Annotated in this window: 16 protein-coding genes and 2 tRNA genes; 5 read left to right on the forward strand and 13 right to left on the reverse strand. The window is 63.1% G+C overall.

Features of this window, described 5'->3' with window-relative positions; genetic code table 11:
* Nucleotides 1–87 precede the first annotated feature (87 nt).
* The 10 genes from FJ930_RS21690 to FJ930_RS21735 all read right to left on the reverse strand — a co-directional run bounded on the left by FJ930_RS21690 (nucleotide 88) and on the right by FJ930_RS21735 (nucleotide 6,308).
* Nucleotides 88–163 (reverse strand) — tRNA-Phe (locus FJ930_RS21690).
* Nucleotides 164–435: 272 nt separating this feature from the next.
* On the reverse strand, nucleotides 436–633 hold the full coding sequence (gene yacG, locus FJ930_RS21695) for a DNA gyrase inhibitor YacG (protein WP_141840042.1): 198 nt from the start codon (nucleotides 631–633) through the stop codon (nucleotides 436–438).
* The gene (locus tag FJ930_RS21700) at nucleotides 630–1,256 is read right to left on the reverse strand and encodes a Maf-like protein (RefSeq protein WP_140744764.1); all 627 of its coding nucleotides are present in this window, start codon (nucleotides 1,254–1,256) and stop codon (nucleotides 630–632) included. The genes yacG and FJ930_RS21700 overlap by 4 nt, the downstream gene beginning before the upstream one ends.
* A gap of 23 nt (nucleotides 1,257–1,279) precedes the next feature.
* The gene (gene infA, locus FJ930_RS21705; RefSeq protein ID WP_006200926.1) at nucleotides 1,280–1,498 is read right to left on the reverse strand and encodes a translation initiation factor IF-1; all 219 of its coding nucleotides are present in this window, start codon (nucleotides 1,496–1,498) and stop codon (nucleotides 1,280–1,282) included.
* Between the two features lie 200 nt (nucleotides 1,499–1,698).
* A complete protein-coding gene (locus FJ930_RS21710) occupies nucleotides 1,699–2,169 on the reverse strand; it encodes a low molecular weight phosphatase family protein (protein WP_140744766.1) in 471 nt (156 codons plus the stop codon).
* The gene (locus FJ930_RS21715) at nucleotides 2,157–2,642 is read right to left on the reverse strand and encodes a UPF0262 family protein (RefSeq protein ID WP_140744767.1); all 486 of its coding nucleotides are present in this window, start codon (nucleotides 2,640–2,642) and stop codon (nucleotides 2,157–2,159) included. Before FJ930_RS21715 ends, FJ930_RS21710 begins: the two co-directional genes overlap by 13 nt.
* Nucleotides 2,643–2,648: 6 nt before the next feature.
* Nucleotides 2,649–3,941 (reverse strand): histidinol dehydrogenase, encoded by a 1,293-nt coding sequence (gene hisD, locus FJ930_RS21720; protein ID WP_141840043.1) that lies wholly within the window; start codon nucleotides 3,939–3,941, stop codon nucleotides 2,649–2,651.
* Between the two features lie 7 nt (nucleotides 3,942–3,948).
* On the reverse strand, nucleotides 3,949–4,383 hold the full coding sequence (locus FJ930_RS21725; protein WP_141840044.1) for a DUF2948 family protein: 435 nt from the start codon (nucleotides 4,381–4,383) through the stop codon (nucleotides 3,949–3,951).
* A gap of 327 nt (nucleotides 4,384–4,710) precedes the next feature.
* Nucleotides 4,711–6,003 carry a UDP-N-acetylglucosamine 1-carboxyvinyltransferase gene (gene murA / locus FJ930_RS21730; RefSeq protein WP_140744770.1) on the reverse strand — a complete coding sequence of 431 codons (1,293 nt, stop codon included), beginning with the start codon at nucleotides 6,001–6,003 and terminating at the stop codon, nucleotides 4,711–4,713.
* Nucleotides 6,004–6,131: 128 nt separating this feature from the next.
* On the reverse strand, nucleotides 6,132–6,308 hold the full coding sequence (locus tag FJ930_RS21735; RefSeq protein ID WP_141840045.1) for a hypothetical protein: 177 nt from the start codon (nucleotides 6,306–6,308) through the stop codon (nucleotides 6,132–6,134).
* A 161-nt stretch (nucleotides 6,309–6,469) separates the two neighbouring features.
* Between FJ930_RS21735 and FJ930_RS21740 the strand changes: the two genes are divergently transcribed.
* The 4 genes from FJ930_RS21740 to FJ930_RS21755 all read left to right on the forward strand — a co-directional run bounded on the left by FJ930_RS21740 (nucleotide 6,470) and on the right by FJ930_RS21755 (nucleotide 11,353).
* A tRNA-Thr gene (locus FJ930_RS21740) sits at nucleotides 6,470–6,544 on the forward strand.
* 185 nt (nucleotides 6,545–6,729) lie between these two features.
* Nucleotides 6,730–7,872, forward strand: coding sequence for a hypothetical protein (locus FJ930_RS21745; protein ID WP_141840046.1), 1,143 nt, complete (start codon nucleotides 6,730–6,732; stop codon nucleotides 7,870–7,872).
* Between the two features lie 206 nt (nucleotides 7,873–8,078).
* Nucleotides 8,079–9,764, forward strand: coding sequence for a DUF882 domain-containing protein (locus FJ930_RS21750; protein WP_141840047.1), 1,686 nt, complete (start codon nucleotides 8,079–8,081; stop codon nucleotides 9,762–9,764).
* A 194-nt stretch (nucleotides 9,765–9,958) separates the two neighbouring features.
* Complete coding sequence (locus FJ930_RS21755; RefSeq protein WP_141840048.1) at nucleotides 9,959–11,353, forward strand: multicopper oxidase family protein; 1,395 nt, start codon at nucleotides 9,959–9,961, stop codon at nucleotides 11,351–11,353.
* 36 nt (nucleotides 11,354–11,389) lie between these two features.
* Here the strand turns inward: FJ930_RS21755 and FJ930_RS21760 are convergent, their stop codons facing one another.
* The 3 genes from FJ930_RS21760 to FJ930_RS21770 form a co-directional block, all read right to left on the reverse strand.
* Nucleotides 11,390–11,677 (reverse strand): PTS sugar transporter subunit IIB, encoded by a 288-nt coding sequence (locus FJ930_RS21760; RefSeq protein WP_140744775.1) that lies wholly within the window; start codon nucleotides 11,675–11,677, stop codon nucleotides 11,390–11,392.
* Between the two features lie 19 nt (nucleotides 11,678–11,696).
* Nucleotides 11,697–12,158: a PTS sugar transporter subunit IIA gene (locus tag FJ930_RS21765; protein WP_140744776.1), complete on the reverse strand. Its 462-nt coding sequence runs from the start codon at nucleotides 12,156–12,158 to the stop codon at nucleotides 11,697–11,699.
* A gap of 72 nt (nucleotides 12,159–12,230) precedes the next feature.
* Entirely contained in the window at nucleotides 12,231–13,637 is a 1,407-nt protein-coding gene (locus tag FJ930_RS21770) for a PTS transporter subunit IIC (protein ID WP_141840049.1), read from the reverse strand.
* A 342-nt stretch (nucleotides 13,638–13,979) separates the two neighbouring features.
* On the opposite strand from FJ930_RS21770, the gene FJ930_RS21775 reads away from it, so the two are divergent.
* Nucleotides 13,980–15,293, forward strand: a complete 1,314-nt coding sequence (locus FJ930_RS21775) for an NAD(P)H-dependent oxidoreductase (RefSeq protein ID WP_141840050.1) — start codon at nucleotides 13,980–13,982, stop codon at nucleotides 15,291–15,293.
* The last annotated feature ends 52 nt before the right edge of the window (nucleotides 15,294–15,345 follow it).

The following is a 15,345-nucleotide window of genomic DNA, read 5'->3' on the forward strand; positions in this document are numbered from 1 at the left end:
CATCGACAATCCGTTCGGCACGAGATTGTCACCCATGTCTTAGGTACGCTCTGTCACCCATGTCTCCGGGCCGTACAATTGAAAAGATGGTGCCCAGAGGCGGATTCGAACCACCGACACGCGGATTTTCAGTCCGCTGCTCTACCAACTGAGCTATCTGGGCCTGTTCCGGCTAACGAATGACTCGCGCTCCGGATTTCACTGGAAGCGCCATGGGCGCCCCTTGAAAGCGCGTGGGTTATAGCATGGGAATCCGGCCTGTCCAGCGCCTAGATGTGGATTTTCCGTAGGAAAAGAAATGCGCTTCGATAGGTCGGTTTCAATGCCATGCGCCTGCCTGTCTGGCTTGCCAGTCGTCGCGGAAATCGAACGGCCTCATGCCGCCAACAGCTCGGGGATTTGTTGAAGGCGTTGAGGGGGCCGGCGGAGCGATCCCTATTTCGGCTCGTCGGCGTCGGGGTCCTCCTCGTCGTCGCGGGCGGAGATGACATAGGTGCCCTTCAGCCAGCGGTTGAGGTCGATGTCCTTGCAGCGCTTCGAGCAGAATGGATAGGTCTCGCGCGCCGACGGCTTGCCGCATTCTGGGCAAGGGCGCTTGGGCCGCAGCGGCGTCACCTTGTCGTCGAGGCTCATGGCCGCGCGGACTGCCAGTTTTGATGGGTCTTGAAACCCTCGCCGGAAAGCAGTGCCACCGTCTCATAGAGCGGCAGGCCGACGATGTTGGTGTAGGAGCCGACGAGCTTGACCACAAAGGCGCCGGCGAGGCCCTGGACGGCATAGCCGCCGGCCTTGCCGCGCCATTCGCCCGAGGCGACATAGGCATCGATCTCCTCGCGCGGCAGCCGTTTGAAACGCACCCGCGTCTCGACCAGCCGCTGGCGCAGCTTGCCGCCCGGCGTGATCAGGCAGATGCCGGAATAGACCCGGTGCGAGCGGCCGGACAACAGCCCGAGGCAATTGGCGGCATCGTCCAGTGTTTCGGCCTTGGGCAGGATGCGCCGTCCGACCGCGACCACCGTGTCTGCGGCCAGCACGAAGCTTGGCGCATAGTCCGTCTCGGTCTTCAGCGAGGCAAGCGCCTTCTCGGCCTTTTCCTGGCACAGCCGCTTGGCCAGTGAGCGCGGATGCTCGGCACGCAGCGGTGTTTCGTCGACATCGGCGGGCAGCACACGGTCCGGCTCGATGCCGGCCTGCTGCAAGAGTTCGATGCGGCGCGGGGAACCCGAGGCAAGCACCAGCTTCTGCAAAATGCTCATTGCGTTCCGGCCGGGCCTTGATTTTACTTGAAACGGTAGGTGATGCGGCCCTTGGTCAGGTCGTATGGCGTCATCTCGACCAGAACCTTGTCGCCGGTCAGCACGCGGATGCGGTTCTTGCGCATGCGGCCGGCCGTATGGGCGATGATCTCGTGTTCGTTTTCGAGCTTCACCCTGAACATCGCGTTGGGCAACAATTCCGTCACGACACCAGGAAACTCGAGGACTTCTTCCTTCGGCATTCGATACCTTTGCTTGGATGGCAGTTCCGGCGCCTAGAGCACGATGCCGAAAAGTGTGGAGCGGTTTTCGGACGACATCATGCTCTACTTCTTTGACCTGGAGGCGGATTCGGATTTCAGGTCGAACAGACCCGAAATCATCCGACTCCAGCCGGAATTTCGGCGGAACCTATATGATAATCGTGCGCTTGTGAACACGCTTAATCCGTCGCGTTTTTTGCTTCTGGAAGCAAAAAACGTCGGCTTATGCGCGCCTTCAGCCGCTCGCGGACATCGCGATAGACCGCCATGATCTGTTCGCGCGTGCCGCCGGCATCGGTCGGGTCCGGCGTCGGCCAATATTCGACCTCGACGGCCAGCGAGCGGGTGAGCTCGAGCGCGGCGTGGTGCGCCTCCGGCGCCAGCGTCACGATCAGGTCGAAATAGTCGTCCTCGAGATCGTCCAATGTCCTTGGGTGACGCTCGCCCAGCGACAGGCCTTCCTCGGCAAGCACGGCATCGACGAACGGGTCACGCTCGCCGGCGCGCACGCCGGCCGAGGCGACGAAAATGGTGGCGGGCAGCATCCGGCGCGCCAACTGCTCGGCCATCGGCGAGCGCACGGCATTCATGCCGCACAGGAACAGAATCGAGCGGGGCAGGGCGCCGGGTGCCAGGATCAGCCCCGCCAGTGCAGCACGCAGACCAGCGTGAACAGCCGGCGCGCCGTATCGAAGTCGATGTCGATCTTGCCGGCGAGCCGGTCCATCAGCGTCTGCGAGCCCTCATTGTGCAGTCCGCGGCGGCCCATGTCGATGGCCTCGATATGGCTCGGCGTCGAGGAGCGGATGGCGTCGTAATAGCTTTCGCAGATCATGTAGTAATCCTTGACGATGCGCCGGAGCGGCGTCAGCGACAGGATATGGGTGACGACCCCGGTGCCGTCCTCGCGCGCCACGGCAAAGACCAGGCGCTGCTCGGCCAGCGACAGCTTTAGCCGGTAGGGGCCTGTGCCGCCGTCATTGACGGGCCGGAAACTGTTCTCCTCGATCAGGTCGAAGATCGCCACCGCCCGCTCATGCTCGACATCGGGCGTCGAACGGCCGATCGATTCATCGAGTTCGACATCGATCAGTTTTGCGCGGGTTTGATCGGAGCCCGTCATATCAGCCTACATGTTCAACCGTATGGCGACGGAGCGGCCATGCGCGTCGAGCCCTTCCGCCTTGGCGAGCGCGATCGCCGCCGGCGCCAGAACGCGCAACTGCTCCGGTCCAAGTCTGAGCACCGAGGTGCGCTTGACGAAGTCGAGCACCGACAGGCCCGACGAGAACCGCGCCGAGCGTGCGGTCGGCAGCACGTGATTGGAGCCGCCGACATAGTCGCCGATGGCTTCCGGTGTATGGCGGCCGAGAAAAACGGCGCCGGCATTGCGCATCCGCGACAGGAAGCCTTCGGCATCGTCGATAGCCAACTCGACATGCTCGGCCGCGATGCGGTCGACCAGCGGCAGTGCGGCCTCGATGGTCGGAACTTCGATCACCGCGCCGAAATCACGCCAGCTCGCCGCGGCCGTCTCGCCGCGCGGCAGGCTCTGCAACTGGCGCTCGACCGCCCGTTCGACCGCCTTGCCGAAGGCCGGATCGTCGGTGATCAGGATCGATTGTGCCGACACATCATGTTCGGCCTGGGCCAGCAGATCGGCCGCGATCCAGTCCGGATCGTTGTCGCCATCGGCCACCACGAGTACTTCCGAGGGGCCGGCGATCATGTCGATACCGACCGTGCCGAATACCTGCCGCTTGGCCGCCGCCACATAGGCATTGCCAGGGCCGACCACCTTGGCCACCGGACGGATCGTTTCGGTGCCATAGGCAAGGGCCGCGATCGCCTGCGCGCCGCCGACGCGGTAGATTTCGGAAACGCCGGATATATCGGCCGCCACCAGCACCAGCGGCGGGATGGCGCCGCCGGAGGCAGGCACGCAGATGGCGATGCGTTCGACGCCGGCAACCTTGGCCGGTATGGCGTTCATCAGCACCGAACTCGGATAGCTTGCGGTGCCCCCCGGCACGTAGAGGCCGACAGCCTCGATCGCCGTCCAGCGCCAGCCGAGTTCGACGCCGGCGGCATCCGTATAGCGATTGTCCTTTGGAAGCTGCTGCTCGTGATAGGCGCGTATCCGGTCACGCGCGAATTCGAGCGCCTTGATCGTCCCCGCATCGGCGCCATCATAGGCGCTGGCGATTTCGGTCTTCGATACGGCAATGCCGACGCTTCTGAGGTCGGCGCGGTCGAATCGCTTGGAATAGTCGATCAGCGCCGCGTCGCCCTCGGCGCGCACCCGCGCGATGATCTCGCGCACCGCGGCCTCGACATCGGCGGACACTTCCCGCTTGGTCAGAAGGAAGGCGGCGAAACGCTGCTCGAAATCGGCGTCGGAGTGGCGAAGCGTGATGGCCATGAGACGCTCAGGCCCTGTGCACGGGACGTGACGTGGCTTCCCACGCGCCGCCGATGTCGGCAAGGCGGGCCTCGATGCACTCGACATCGAGCATGATGGTGCCGCCGCCTGAAAAGATCAGCTCGACGATGCCCGCGGGCTTGCTGATCTCGATGAAGCTGATGGCCAGCAGGGACAGAACCTCGGTTGGCTTGTCGCGGGCAATGCCGTTGGTCTTGGCGCCCAGCACCCGGTCGAAATGCAGCACCGCCTGGCGCCGCTCGTTATGCTGGCGAAACAGGCCCGACTTCGCCTCCCAGACGAAGCGGTTCATGGTCAACACGAAACGTTTGGCCGCGGGCAGATATTCGAGGTCCGAAACCTTCATCACGGCATCCTGGACATGGGCCGAGACGATGCCCAGGTCCTGGTCGTCGAGCGCGATAAGCTTGAGGGCATTCATGCGGATTTCGCACCTGAAAGTTGACTGTTCAGCCTTCTGTTAGAGCATGATCCCGAAAAGTGGAAACCGGTTTTTGGCAAAGATCATGCTCAGACAAAACAGGCTCTAGGCGGTCTTTTCGAAGCACGCAACCGCGATAGGGGTTCTGCGCCAGGACAATCGCTTCAGGTTTGCACCGCTACTCGTCGCCCTGCCGGGCACTTCTCCCCGTATAGAGACGGGGAGAAGGACGCCCCCCGATCGCGGATGCCGGCAGGCAGATAAGGGGGCGGTGCCGACTCGACAATTGCCCATTGGACGCCGACTTGAAGCGGCTGCCTTGGGGTTCTAAGCGGAAATCCGCTCGATCACCGCGCCGCAATTAGACAGCTTTTCCTCCAGCCGCTCGAAGCCGCGGTCAAGATGATAGACGCGGTTGACCGTGGTCTCGCCTTCGGCCGCCAGTCCGGCAATGACCAGCGACACCGAGGCGCGAAGATCGGTCGCCATCACCGGCGCACCCTTCAGTTTCGGAACGCCGTCGACGATCGCCGTCTGGCCGGAAAGCGTGATGTGGGCGCCGAGCCGGGCCAGTTCCTGGACATGCATGAAGCGGTTCTCGAAGATGGTCTCGGTGATGCGCGACTTGCCCTTGGCCATGGTCATCAGGCCCATGAACTGCGCCTGCAGGTCGGTCGGGAAAGCCGGGAAGGGCGCCGTCGTCACGTCGACCGGCGAAATGCCGGCGCCGTTGCGCTTGACGCGGATGCCGGAATTGGTCTGCGTGATCTCGGCGCCGGTCTGTGAAATCACATCAAGCGCGGTCTGCAAAAGTTCGGGACGCGCGCCTTCGAGCACGACGTCGCCGCCGGTCATGGCGACCGCCATGGCGTAGGTTCCGGTCTCGATGCGGTCGGGGATGACGCGTACGCGTGCGCCCGACAGCGCCTCGACGCCATCGACGGTGATAACAGGCGTGCCGGCGCCGGAAATTTTCGCGCCCATGGCGTTGAGGCATTCGGCGAGGTTGACGATCTCGGGCTCGCAGGCGGCGTTTTCGAGCACCGTTTCGCCCTTGGCCAGCGAGGCCGCCATCATCAGCACATGGGTGGCGCCGACCGACACCTTCGGGAAAACATAGCGGTTGCCGACAAGGCGGCCATTGCGGGTCTTGGCGATGACGTAGCCGGTGTCGACGTCGATATCCGCGCCCAGCGCCTGCAGGCCTTCGAGGAACAGGTCGACCGGGCGGGTGCCGATGGCGCATCCGCCTGGCAGCGACACCTTGGCCTCGCCCATGCGGGCCAGCAGCGGCCCGATCACCCAGAACGACGCCCGCATCTTCGACACCAGCTCGTAAGGCGCCGTGGTGTCGACGATGTTGCGGGCCGAGAAGTTGATGGTGCGCGAATAGCCCTCATTCTGCTTCTCGCGGCGGCCATTGACGGAATAATCGACGCCGTGATTGCCGAGGATGCGGATCAGCTGCTCGACATCGGCCAGATGCGGCACGTTTTCCAAGGTCAGCGTGTCGTCGGTCAAAAGCGAGGCGATCATCAAGGGCAGGGCGGCATTTTTCGCGCCCGATATCGGAATGCTTCCGGCAAGCTCGTTGCCGCCGACAATTCTGATGCGATCCATTGGAGAACGTCCCTCTCGGCCAAAAAGGCCGGTTCAATCGTTTGAGTGTCGGCCCGTCTAGACCATCGGTTGGCTTGGTTCAAGAAATAGCATTTCGCCCATCCCAAGCTAAGAGTGGCCGATTTGAGTTAATCTTTTTGCATTTCCTTGGAAGCTGTGAGCCCGTCCGGCCGCTGGTCGGCCTCGCCGGTGCGGCGCGAGCGCGACTGCGCCTTGCGTTTCTGCAGATTGGCGCGCAACTGCTCGGCAAGCCGGGTTTTGCGGTCCGTGTCGCTGTTTTTCGATGGAATTGTCTTGCCGCTCATCGTCCCGTCCCGGCCGGCGCCCGACCAAACCGACATTCAGGGATAGCCAAGAATGTGGCGCCGCCATGTCATTGAAAGCTATCCGGCAAAGGCTTTCACAGAAGCGTTGTTCTTGGCCTTGCGCTTGCCGGTTCGATATGGCAGAAGCCCCGCCATCGGCGGCTGCGGTAGCTCAGTGGTAGAGCACTCCCTTGGTAAGGGAGAGGTCGAGAGTTCAATCCTCTCTCGCAGCACCAGCCTATCTCCGAATCTCGAATTTTATCTGCCTTGACGCCTGGCGTGCGTCGGACAAGCGCTGTTTGGCGCTCCGCGACATGGCTGCCTCCCTTATCGCACCGCCCAACTCGGTCGTTTTCGCGGGCTGACGGCTTGTCGGGCGCTCGGGTCGATGGCTAAATAAACGCTCACAGGGGAAGGGAGCATGGCACTTCACCTTTCGGCGGATGCCCCGGCTTCAGTCGCGGCTGCGCCGCAAAAATATCTCTTTGGCCCGTTCATCGACTTTTTCATGCTTGGCGGAAGCGCGCTTCTGATCCTGCCGGTCCTGTATTTCGTGCCGCTCAGATACGAAGCTGCTGTGACGCTGACGATGTTCTTGCTTTCCCATCTCATAAACCAGCCGCACTTCGGTCATTCGTATCAGATCTTCTATCGCAATTTCGCGCGCAAGGTGCGCGGCGACGGCTACAGCCGCAATCTGCAGATCCGCTATATTTTGGCGGGCATCGTCGTCCCGCTGGCGATGATTGCCTTCTTTGCCTATGGTTCATTGACGGGGAACACCCGGCTGCTCGGCTATGCGACCAACGCGATGGGCTTTTTCGTGGGCTGGCACTACGTCAAGCAGGGCTATGGCATGCTGATGGTCGATGCCGTGCTGAAGCGCAAATTCTTCAGCGATCAGGACAAGAAGGTGTTGCTGTTCAACGGCTATGCCGTGTGGCTGTTCGCATGGCTGCAGACCAACATGGTGATCACCCAGAGGCAGTTCTGGGGTTTGGACTACTACACCTTCGCGGTCCCGCCATGGCTTATCACCATCGCCATGTCGATCGCCGCCGCCTCCTCGGCGGCTACCGCCGTGATGTTCATCAATCGCTGGCGCAGGCATGGTGGCGCGCTGCCGTATAACGGCGTCGTCGCCTATGTCGTGTCCCTCTATGCCTGGATACTGTTCGTGACTTGGAACCCGCTCTGGCTGCTCGTCGTGCCGGCGATGCATTCCTTGCAGTATCTGGCGGTGGTCTGGCGCTATCAGACCAATGTCGAGCGCGACCGCGCCGATGCCGTCGAGAAGCCGGCTTTGAAGCTCCTGTCCATTCTTGGACCGCTGTACAGGCTGCGCGTGCTGGCGTTCATCATCGTGGGCGCAATTCTGGGAGCGCTCGGTTTCTGGCTGGTGCCGATGGCGCTGGTCGACCTCATTCCCTACGACAAGGCAGTGCTCGGCTCGTCGCTCTTCCTCTTCATCGCCTGGATATTCATCAACGTGCACCACTACTTCCTGGACAATGTGATGTGGCGGCGCGGCAATCCGGAAGTCTCGAAATATCTGTTTCGCTGAAGCAGGTTCATTCCGGGCAACCGCCCCTGCGGGACAGCCTTTCGGGCACGAACACGATTCGTTAACCAAGATGCTGTTCATCGGCGTGTCGAGGACTGATGTCCCGTCTGCGTGGTCAAGCCTGCTTGTCAGGTCGAGAGCGTCGAAAGAAGGCTCCGCATCGGCGAAGACGTCAAATCGCCCGAAACAAGAACAATGTGTAAGGCATGAACGTGATCGAAAGCGAACAAAACGCACCCGGCGCCTCCCCTCGTTGGACATGGCTGCCGGCCATTGCGGTCGCGTTCCTTTGCATGTGCGCCACCACTGCATTCGCGGAGACGCGCGCCCTGAAGATCCAACATCTCCATACGGGCGAGAAGGCCGAGATCGTCTTCAAGCGCGATGGACGCTACGATCAGGCGGGATTGAAGAAGATCAATTTCATGCTGCGCGACTGGCGCCGCAACGAGCCGACCAGGATGGATCCGCGTCTGCTCGACCTCGTCTGGCAGGCTTATCGGGCCAGCGGCTCGACGGCCTATATCCATGTGGTCAGCGCCTATCGTTCGCCGGCGACCAACGCCATGCTGCGCGGCCGCTCGAAGGGCGTGGCCCGGGAAAGCCAGCACATGGTTGGCCGCGCGATGGACTTCTTCCTGCCGGATGTGCCGCTGAAGAAACTGCGCGACATCGGCCTCAAGATGCAGGGCGGCGGCGTCGGTTATTATCCGACATCCGGTTCGCCTTTCATCCATATGGATGTCGGCAATGTGCGGCATTGGCCGGGCATCAGCCGCCAGGAACTCGCCAGGGTCTTCCCGAACGGCAACACGCTGCATGTGCCGAGCGATGGCAAGCCGCTGCCCGGCTACGAGCAGGCGTTTGCCGCCTATAAATCGCGCAAGGCCGCCGGCACGCCCAACATCGAACTGGCAAGCGCCGACAGCGGCCAGCGCAGACCGGCGCGTGGCCTGCTGGCGACGCTTCTGGGCAGTCGCGGCGCGGACGAGGCGGATGATGTCGCGGAAGCGGTGCCGGCGCCGCGCAAGCCGGCCAAATCCGTTGAAACCAAATCCGTTGAACCGAAGTCCGTTGAAACCAGGCCGGCCGGACAGGGTATCACCATCGTGCCGCCGGAGGCAGCCCAGCGGGCGGATATCCAGATGGCTTCCACCGGTCCGGCTGAAGAAGCGCCAGTCGAGCAGCAGGCGAAAACGCCTGAAGCGATCGTCATGGCGATGGCGCCCGGCGCGGTGCCTCTGCCGGCCTTCGCACCGCGCACCGAGTCTAGGGCGAGTGTTCCGATCCCCGAAACGCCGACCCGCGAGACCGTGCCGTTCACAACAGCCAGCGCTTCCGCGGCTCGGGCCGAACTGTCGGCTGCCAAGCCGGCGGCAGCCAATGCCGAAATTTCCTTGGGCAACACGAATGCCGCTGCCGCAACCGCCGCGCCGGACCTCAACATCCCCTTGCCGACGTGGCGGCCGCGGACAAGCGCCGCGCCTCGGCCGGAGGCCGGATCCGGCGATGTCATCGCTGCCTTGCTGGCCGGGCATCATGCCGATGACGGCCTCGATGGACTGGCCGGCCAGCGGCTGCCGGTCCCCGCGTCGAAACCCGAAGAGCGCGTCGGGGCGAGCCCCAAGGCCGACCGTGTCCAGCCGCGCGGCGATGCCGAAGCACCGCCTGTCATTGTGCCCGCTGCGTCGGCCGGCGGGCCGCTCGGGGCTGGCCGCGGGATCGCCGGCAAGGTGGGGTCGACACCGGCGCCTGTCATCGCAGCCAATTTCATCCGCACGGCGCCGGAGCAGGTCTATCTCGACGGATTCCGGCCGCGAGGACGGACGTCCGATCACCGCCGCTTCACCGGTTCCGCGGTGCAGTTCCTGCCCATCGCCAGCTTCAAATAGGTCGACGAACGCACCCGTTGGAGGTGGCATGCATATATGTGCGCGATACCGGACCGCTGCGATCCGATCTTCGCCTGCTTCGAAGTGATGGCGCAAGCCATCGCCATGTGCAACGTGTCGGCATTTGCGCCGGTGGCTCGCCTGTGATCCAAGGCGGCACTGGATGCGGGTCACCCCTGCGGTTGGAGCGCTGAATGACCCTAATCACACGCCGCGGGCTTTTGAAAACCGCCGCCGTCGCTGGCACGAGCGGTGTCGGACTTGCCGCGATCGGCAGGCTTGGCAGTCTGGCCGCCGCCAGCGCCGAACCGGTGGTGCTGCAGACGGCGAAAATCCAGGCGAAGCTGATGGACGTCGGCCCGACCAGGAATGTGCTGACCTATGGCAGCGCCGGCATGCCGCCGGTGCTCAGGATGAAAAAGGGCGAACCCTTCGCCGCGCGTCTGATCAACGCCATCGACGATCCGACAACGATCCATTGGCATGGCATCCGCCTGCCGAACACGATGGATGGCGTGCCGTTCCTGGTCCAGCCTTACGTCTACACCGGCGATCATTTCGACTACGCCTTTACCCCACCCGACGCCGGCACCTTCTGGTACCACCCGCATTGCAACACGCTGGAGCAGATGGGCCACGGCCTGACCGGCGTGATCGTGGTCGAGAACCCGAACGATCCGAAATTCGACGCCGAATTTGTCCTCAATCTGCGCGACTGGCGTCTCGGCGACGACGGCCAGTTCATCGACCAGTTCCGGCCACGCGATGCCGCCAGAACCGGCACCTACGGCACGGTGCGCACCGCCAACTGGCTCGACCAGCCGCAATATGACGCGCCGGCCGGCGGGCTGGTGCGGCTGCGCGTCGCCATCACCGATGTCACCCGCATCTACGCCTTTCGTGTCGATGGCGCGGAGGCTGATGTCATGGCGCTCGACGGCAATCCGGTGCCGCAGCGTTTTTCGCCCGATGCATTGCTGCTTGGCCCGGGACAGCGCATGGAACTCGCCATCCGCATGCCGGACGAGGAAGGCGCTGTCGTCAGCCTGCGGGATGTCAGGGGCACCAAGCCCAAAATCCTGACGACCCTGCGCGCGATGGGCGGCTCGCTCAAGCGAGACATACGCGATCTTGCGCCGCTGGAGGTCAATCCGGTGGCGGATGTCGATCTGACCAGCGCCCAGCATATTTCCCTGGCGCTCAGCGCCACGGCCGAAAACATTCCGAGCAACGGTATCTGCGGTTCGCTCGGCTACGGTTTCTGGGCGATCAACAAGGTGCCGTGGCCAGGCGATACGCCGGATCCGACCGCGCCGCTGGCAGAACTGAAGCTCGGCCAGAGCTATGTCATCGACATGGAGAACCTGACGCCGCAATCGCATCCGATGCATCTGCACGGTATGAGCTTCAAGGTGCTGTCGTCGTCGACGCGCCCGGTTCAGCCGCTGATTTCGGACACCTACCTCATCCAGCCCAATGAGAAGGTGAGCCTGGGCTTCGTCGCCGACAATCCGGGCGACTGGCTGCTGCACTGCCACATCATCGAGCACCAGAAATCGGGCATGACGAGCTACCTAAGGGTGGTTTGAAGCCAAGCCCCGTTGCCAGGTCGCATCGTTGGCGAGCTACTTGCGCAGCTCCGCTTCGATCTCGTCGAGCACCTTGTCCTTGCCGATGCCGGTGAGGAAGGCGAGGCCCTTGATGACCGGCTTGGTCACCGAAGCGGAGATCGGGGTGGTGGAGACGATGAAGTCGACGCCGTCGGCAAGGCCCGGTACTTCGGTCGCCTTTGCCTGCTGGGCGTTGAAGGTCAGGCCGCGCTTCTTCATGGCCTCGGTGACGGCGACATTGACCGCGGTCGAGGTGGCAATGCCCGTGCCGCAGGCAAAGAGAATTGTTTTCTGTCTGGACATCTCTTGCTTCTCCTTGGTATCAGCCGAGCACGGCACGCACGTCGTCAAGCGTCCTGGCCGACCTCAAGCCGTCCAATGCTTCTGGATTCTGGATGGTGGCCATCACGGATTGCAGCGCTTCAATCTGCTTGTCCTTGTCATTGATGGCAAGGAGGAAGACGAAGCCGACGGGCAGCTTCTCGTCGGGGTCTTCCATGTTGGCGAAGGTCACCGGCTTTCTCAGCGTGCCCATGGCGATGCCGGGTTTCAGCACATGTTCCGGATCGGTGTGCGGCACCGCGACATTGTCGGCACGTTCCAGCGGCAGTCCCGTCGGGGTGGTTCTTTCGCGATGGACGACCGCGTCGGCATAGGAGCTTTTGACATAGCCAAGGGCCTCGAGCCGGCCGGCCAGGATGCGGATGATCTCCTCATTGGTCGAGGCATCGGATCCGAGCACGATCGCTTCGGGATCCAGAAGCTGCATGAGGCCGTCGGACATGTCTTGCTCCGTTATGGATCGTGCGCCCGCGAAGGGGCGCACGACCGGTTCAAATTGAAGCCGTGTTGGCGTTCAGGCCGTGCCTTCTGCCGGCTCGTCCTCGGCGCCTGCTGCCCGTTCCCAGCCGAGCGTGTTGCGGCGGTAGAGGACGAACAGCGCTGCGATGACCACCGCGATCACGATGATGCCGACAAGGCCAAGTCCCTGGATCGCTTCGATGATTACATAGGGGACCCACAGGAAGCCATCGACCACCGAGGTGATCTGCAGCGCGTCCGCCGGGAGCTTGAAGCCCGACGCGACGGCCGCGCTGGTGAACAGCGGGGCCAGCGCGTTGGCGACGTAGAAGCCGATCGCCAGCGTCACCGTGCCGATCACCACCATGCGGAACACGTTGCCTTTCACCAGAGGCGCGGTCATGGCGACGATGAACGGGATGACCGCCAGGTCGGCGAACAGGATGACGCGATTGCCCGGCAGGATCACCGACAGGATGATCGCGATCGGCACCAGGATCAGCGACGACGAGATCGCGGCGGGGTGGCCGATCAGGATCGCCGAATCGAGGCCGACGAGCAGCTCGCGATCGCCGGTGCGCTTGCGCACGAACTCCTGCGCCGCGTCGGAAACCGGAAGCAGGCCTTCCATCAGGATCTTCACCATGCGCGGCAGGAGCAGCATCACAGCCGCCAGCGTCATGCCGGTGCCCAGCACCTTGGCCAGCACCGTGCCGAGATCGCCTGCATTGTAGAAGGCGATGGCGCCGAGCACGAGGCCGATAATCAGGCCGAGCACCACCGGCTCACCGAACACGCCGAAGCGGCGCTCGATGGTGTCGGTGTTGATGTTGATGCGGTTGATGCCGGGAATGCGGTCCATGATCCAGTTCAGAATGATGGCGATCGGCAGGATCTGCGCCGAGGCGAGATGCGGCACCGAAATGCCGGGCACGCCGTAGAATTGCTGCACCGCGCGCGCCGACCAGTCGGCGAAGAGCAGCGAGAGCGCTGCGACAAGGGCGGCAATGGCAATGCCGTAGGCCAGATTGTTGGTGGCGGCGACGACGAGGGAGCCGACAAAGGCGAAGTGCCAGAAATTCCAGACGTCGACGTTGAGCGTACGCGTCATGCGCGTCAGCAAAAGCACGATGTTGACCACGATGCCGACCGGGATGACCCACAGGCCGACCGAGGAACCGAAGGCGATCGCGGCCGCCGAGGGCCAGCCGACATCGATGATGTCGCGGTGGATGCCGGTGTTGGTGACGATGGCCTTGGCGACGTCGCCGATCGACGTGAACATCAGGCCAAGCACAAGATTGATACCAATGAAAGCGACGCCGATCGTGACAGCGGCGCGAAAGGCCTTGCTGACCCTGGCACCCAGGACCACGGCTATGGCGAAAATGACGATCGGCAGCAGAATTGTCGCGCCGAGCGTGTCGATGGCCCCCTTGAGGCCAGCGAGAACAGTATCCATTCTTCCTCCCCCCGGAGCCCGAGCCTATGCCTCGCGATGCTCCTTGATCTCATCCAACGCCCTGCCGCCACCTCGGCGCAAAGGCACTCCCCAAATTGCTCCGGACGAATGCTCTCCGATCGATCGTCTCGATGAACATTTGCCTTTGTCAGCAAACGAATGTTTTATTCAGATTGTTCACAACGATGTCAATTGGCAACCCTTTGGGCCAATCGACCAATGCGAAGCCGCTTTTCCCCGGCCAATTTCGGCTGGAATTGCCGGCCGGAGCCGGTTTCGTTGGCACAGGTGGCCGGTCCCTGCTAATCCGGCGAGCAATCAAGAAGCTGTGGACGTCCCTGCATGACCAATGTCGCCCTGACCGGCCTTGCCCGTGATCTCGCCAGCCGCGCCGCCGAGGGCCGTCCGGTGCGCATCGGTGTCATCGGTTCGGGCGAAATGGGCACCGACCTGGTCACGCAAGGCATGCTGATGCCGGGCATTTCGGTTTGCGCCATCTCCACCCGCCGCCCGCACACGGCGCGTGACGCCATCCGCATCGCCTATGGCGACGAGGCGATGGCGGTGGAGGCCGACACCGCATCGAAAGTCACCGGTGCCATCGAGAGCGGTAGGATCGCCATCACCTCCAACGAGATGCTGGTCACCAATCCGTTGATCGACGTCGTCATCGACGCCACCGGCAAGCCCGGCGTCGCCGCCGATTTCGACCTGATGGCGATGGAGCATGGCAAGCATCTGGTGATGATGAATGTCGAGGCCGACGTCACCATCGGCTGCTATCTCAAGCAGCAGGCCGACCGGCTTGGCGTCGTCTATTCGGTCGGCGCTGGCGACGAGCCGTCGAGCTGCATGGAGCTGATCGAGTTCGCTTCCGCCCTTGGCCTGACGATCGTCTCGGCCGGTAAGGGCAAGAACAACCCGCTCAACCGCGACGCCGTGCCCGACGACTATCGCGAGGAAGCGATCCGTCGCAACATGAACCCGCGCATGCTGGTCGAGTTCGTCGACGGCTCCAAGACCATGGTCGAGATGTGCGCCATCGCCAACGCCACCGGCCTGGAACCCGACGTGCCCGGCATGCATGGTCCCAAGGCCGACCGCGACGACCTCGTCAAAGTGCTGATTCCGCGCGAGGATGGCGGGCTCCTCACCAAAAAGGGCGTCGTCGATTACACCATCGGCAAGGGCGTGGCGCCCGGTGTCTTCGTCATTGTCGAGGCGACGCATCCGCGCATCATCGAGCGCATGGACGATCTGCATATCGGCCATGGTCCCTATTACAGCCTGTTCCGGCCTTATCATTTGACGTCGCTGGAAGTGCCGCTGACCGCCGCCCGCATCGTGCTTTTCGGCAAGCCAGACATGGTGCCGCTGCCAAGGCCCGTCGCCGAAGTCTGTGCCGTCGCCAAGCGGGACCTGGCTCCCGGCGAGACCTTCGATGCGATCGGCGAGACCTGCTACCGGTCCTGGACCATGACCGTCGGAGAAGCCCGCGCCCGGTGCGCCGTGCCGGTCGGCCTGCTCGAGGGCGGCAAGGTGTTGAAGCCGGTTGGCAAAGGCGAACTGCTGACCACCGACAATGCGGCCCCCGACCAGACGACGAGGCTGTTCGCCTTGCGCCGGCTGCAGGATGAGATGCTTTATGGAAAATAGGTCGTTGTGGCGCCGTCATGACAAATGCACTACATTGTAGTGGCAGATGTCG

It is taken from the genome of Mesorhizobium sp. B2-4-15, from assembly GCF_006658505.1.
GTDB lineage: Bacteria > Pseudomonadota > Alphaproteobacteria > Rhizobiales > Rhizobiaceae > Mesorhizobium.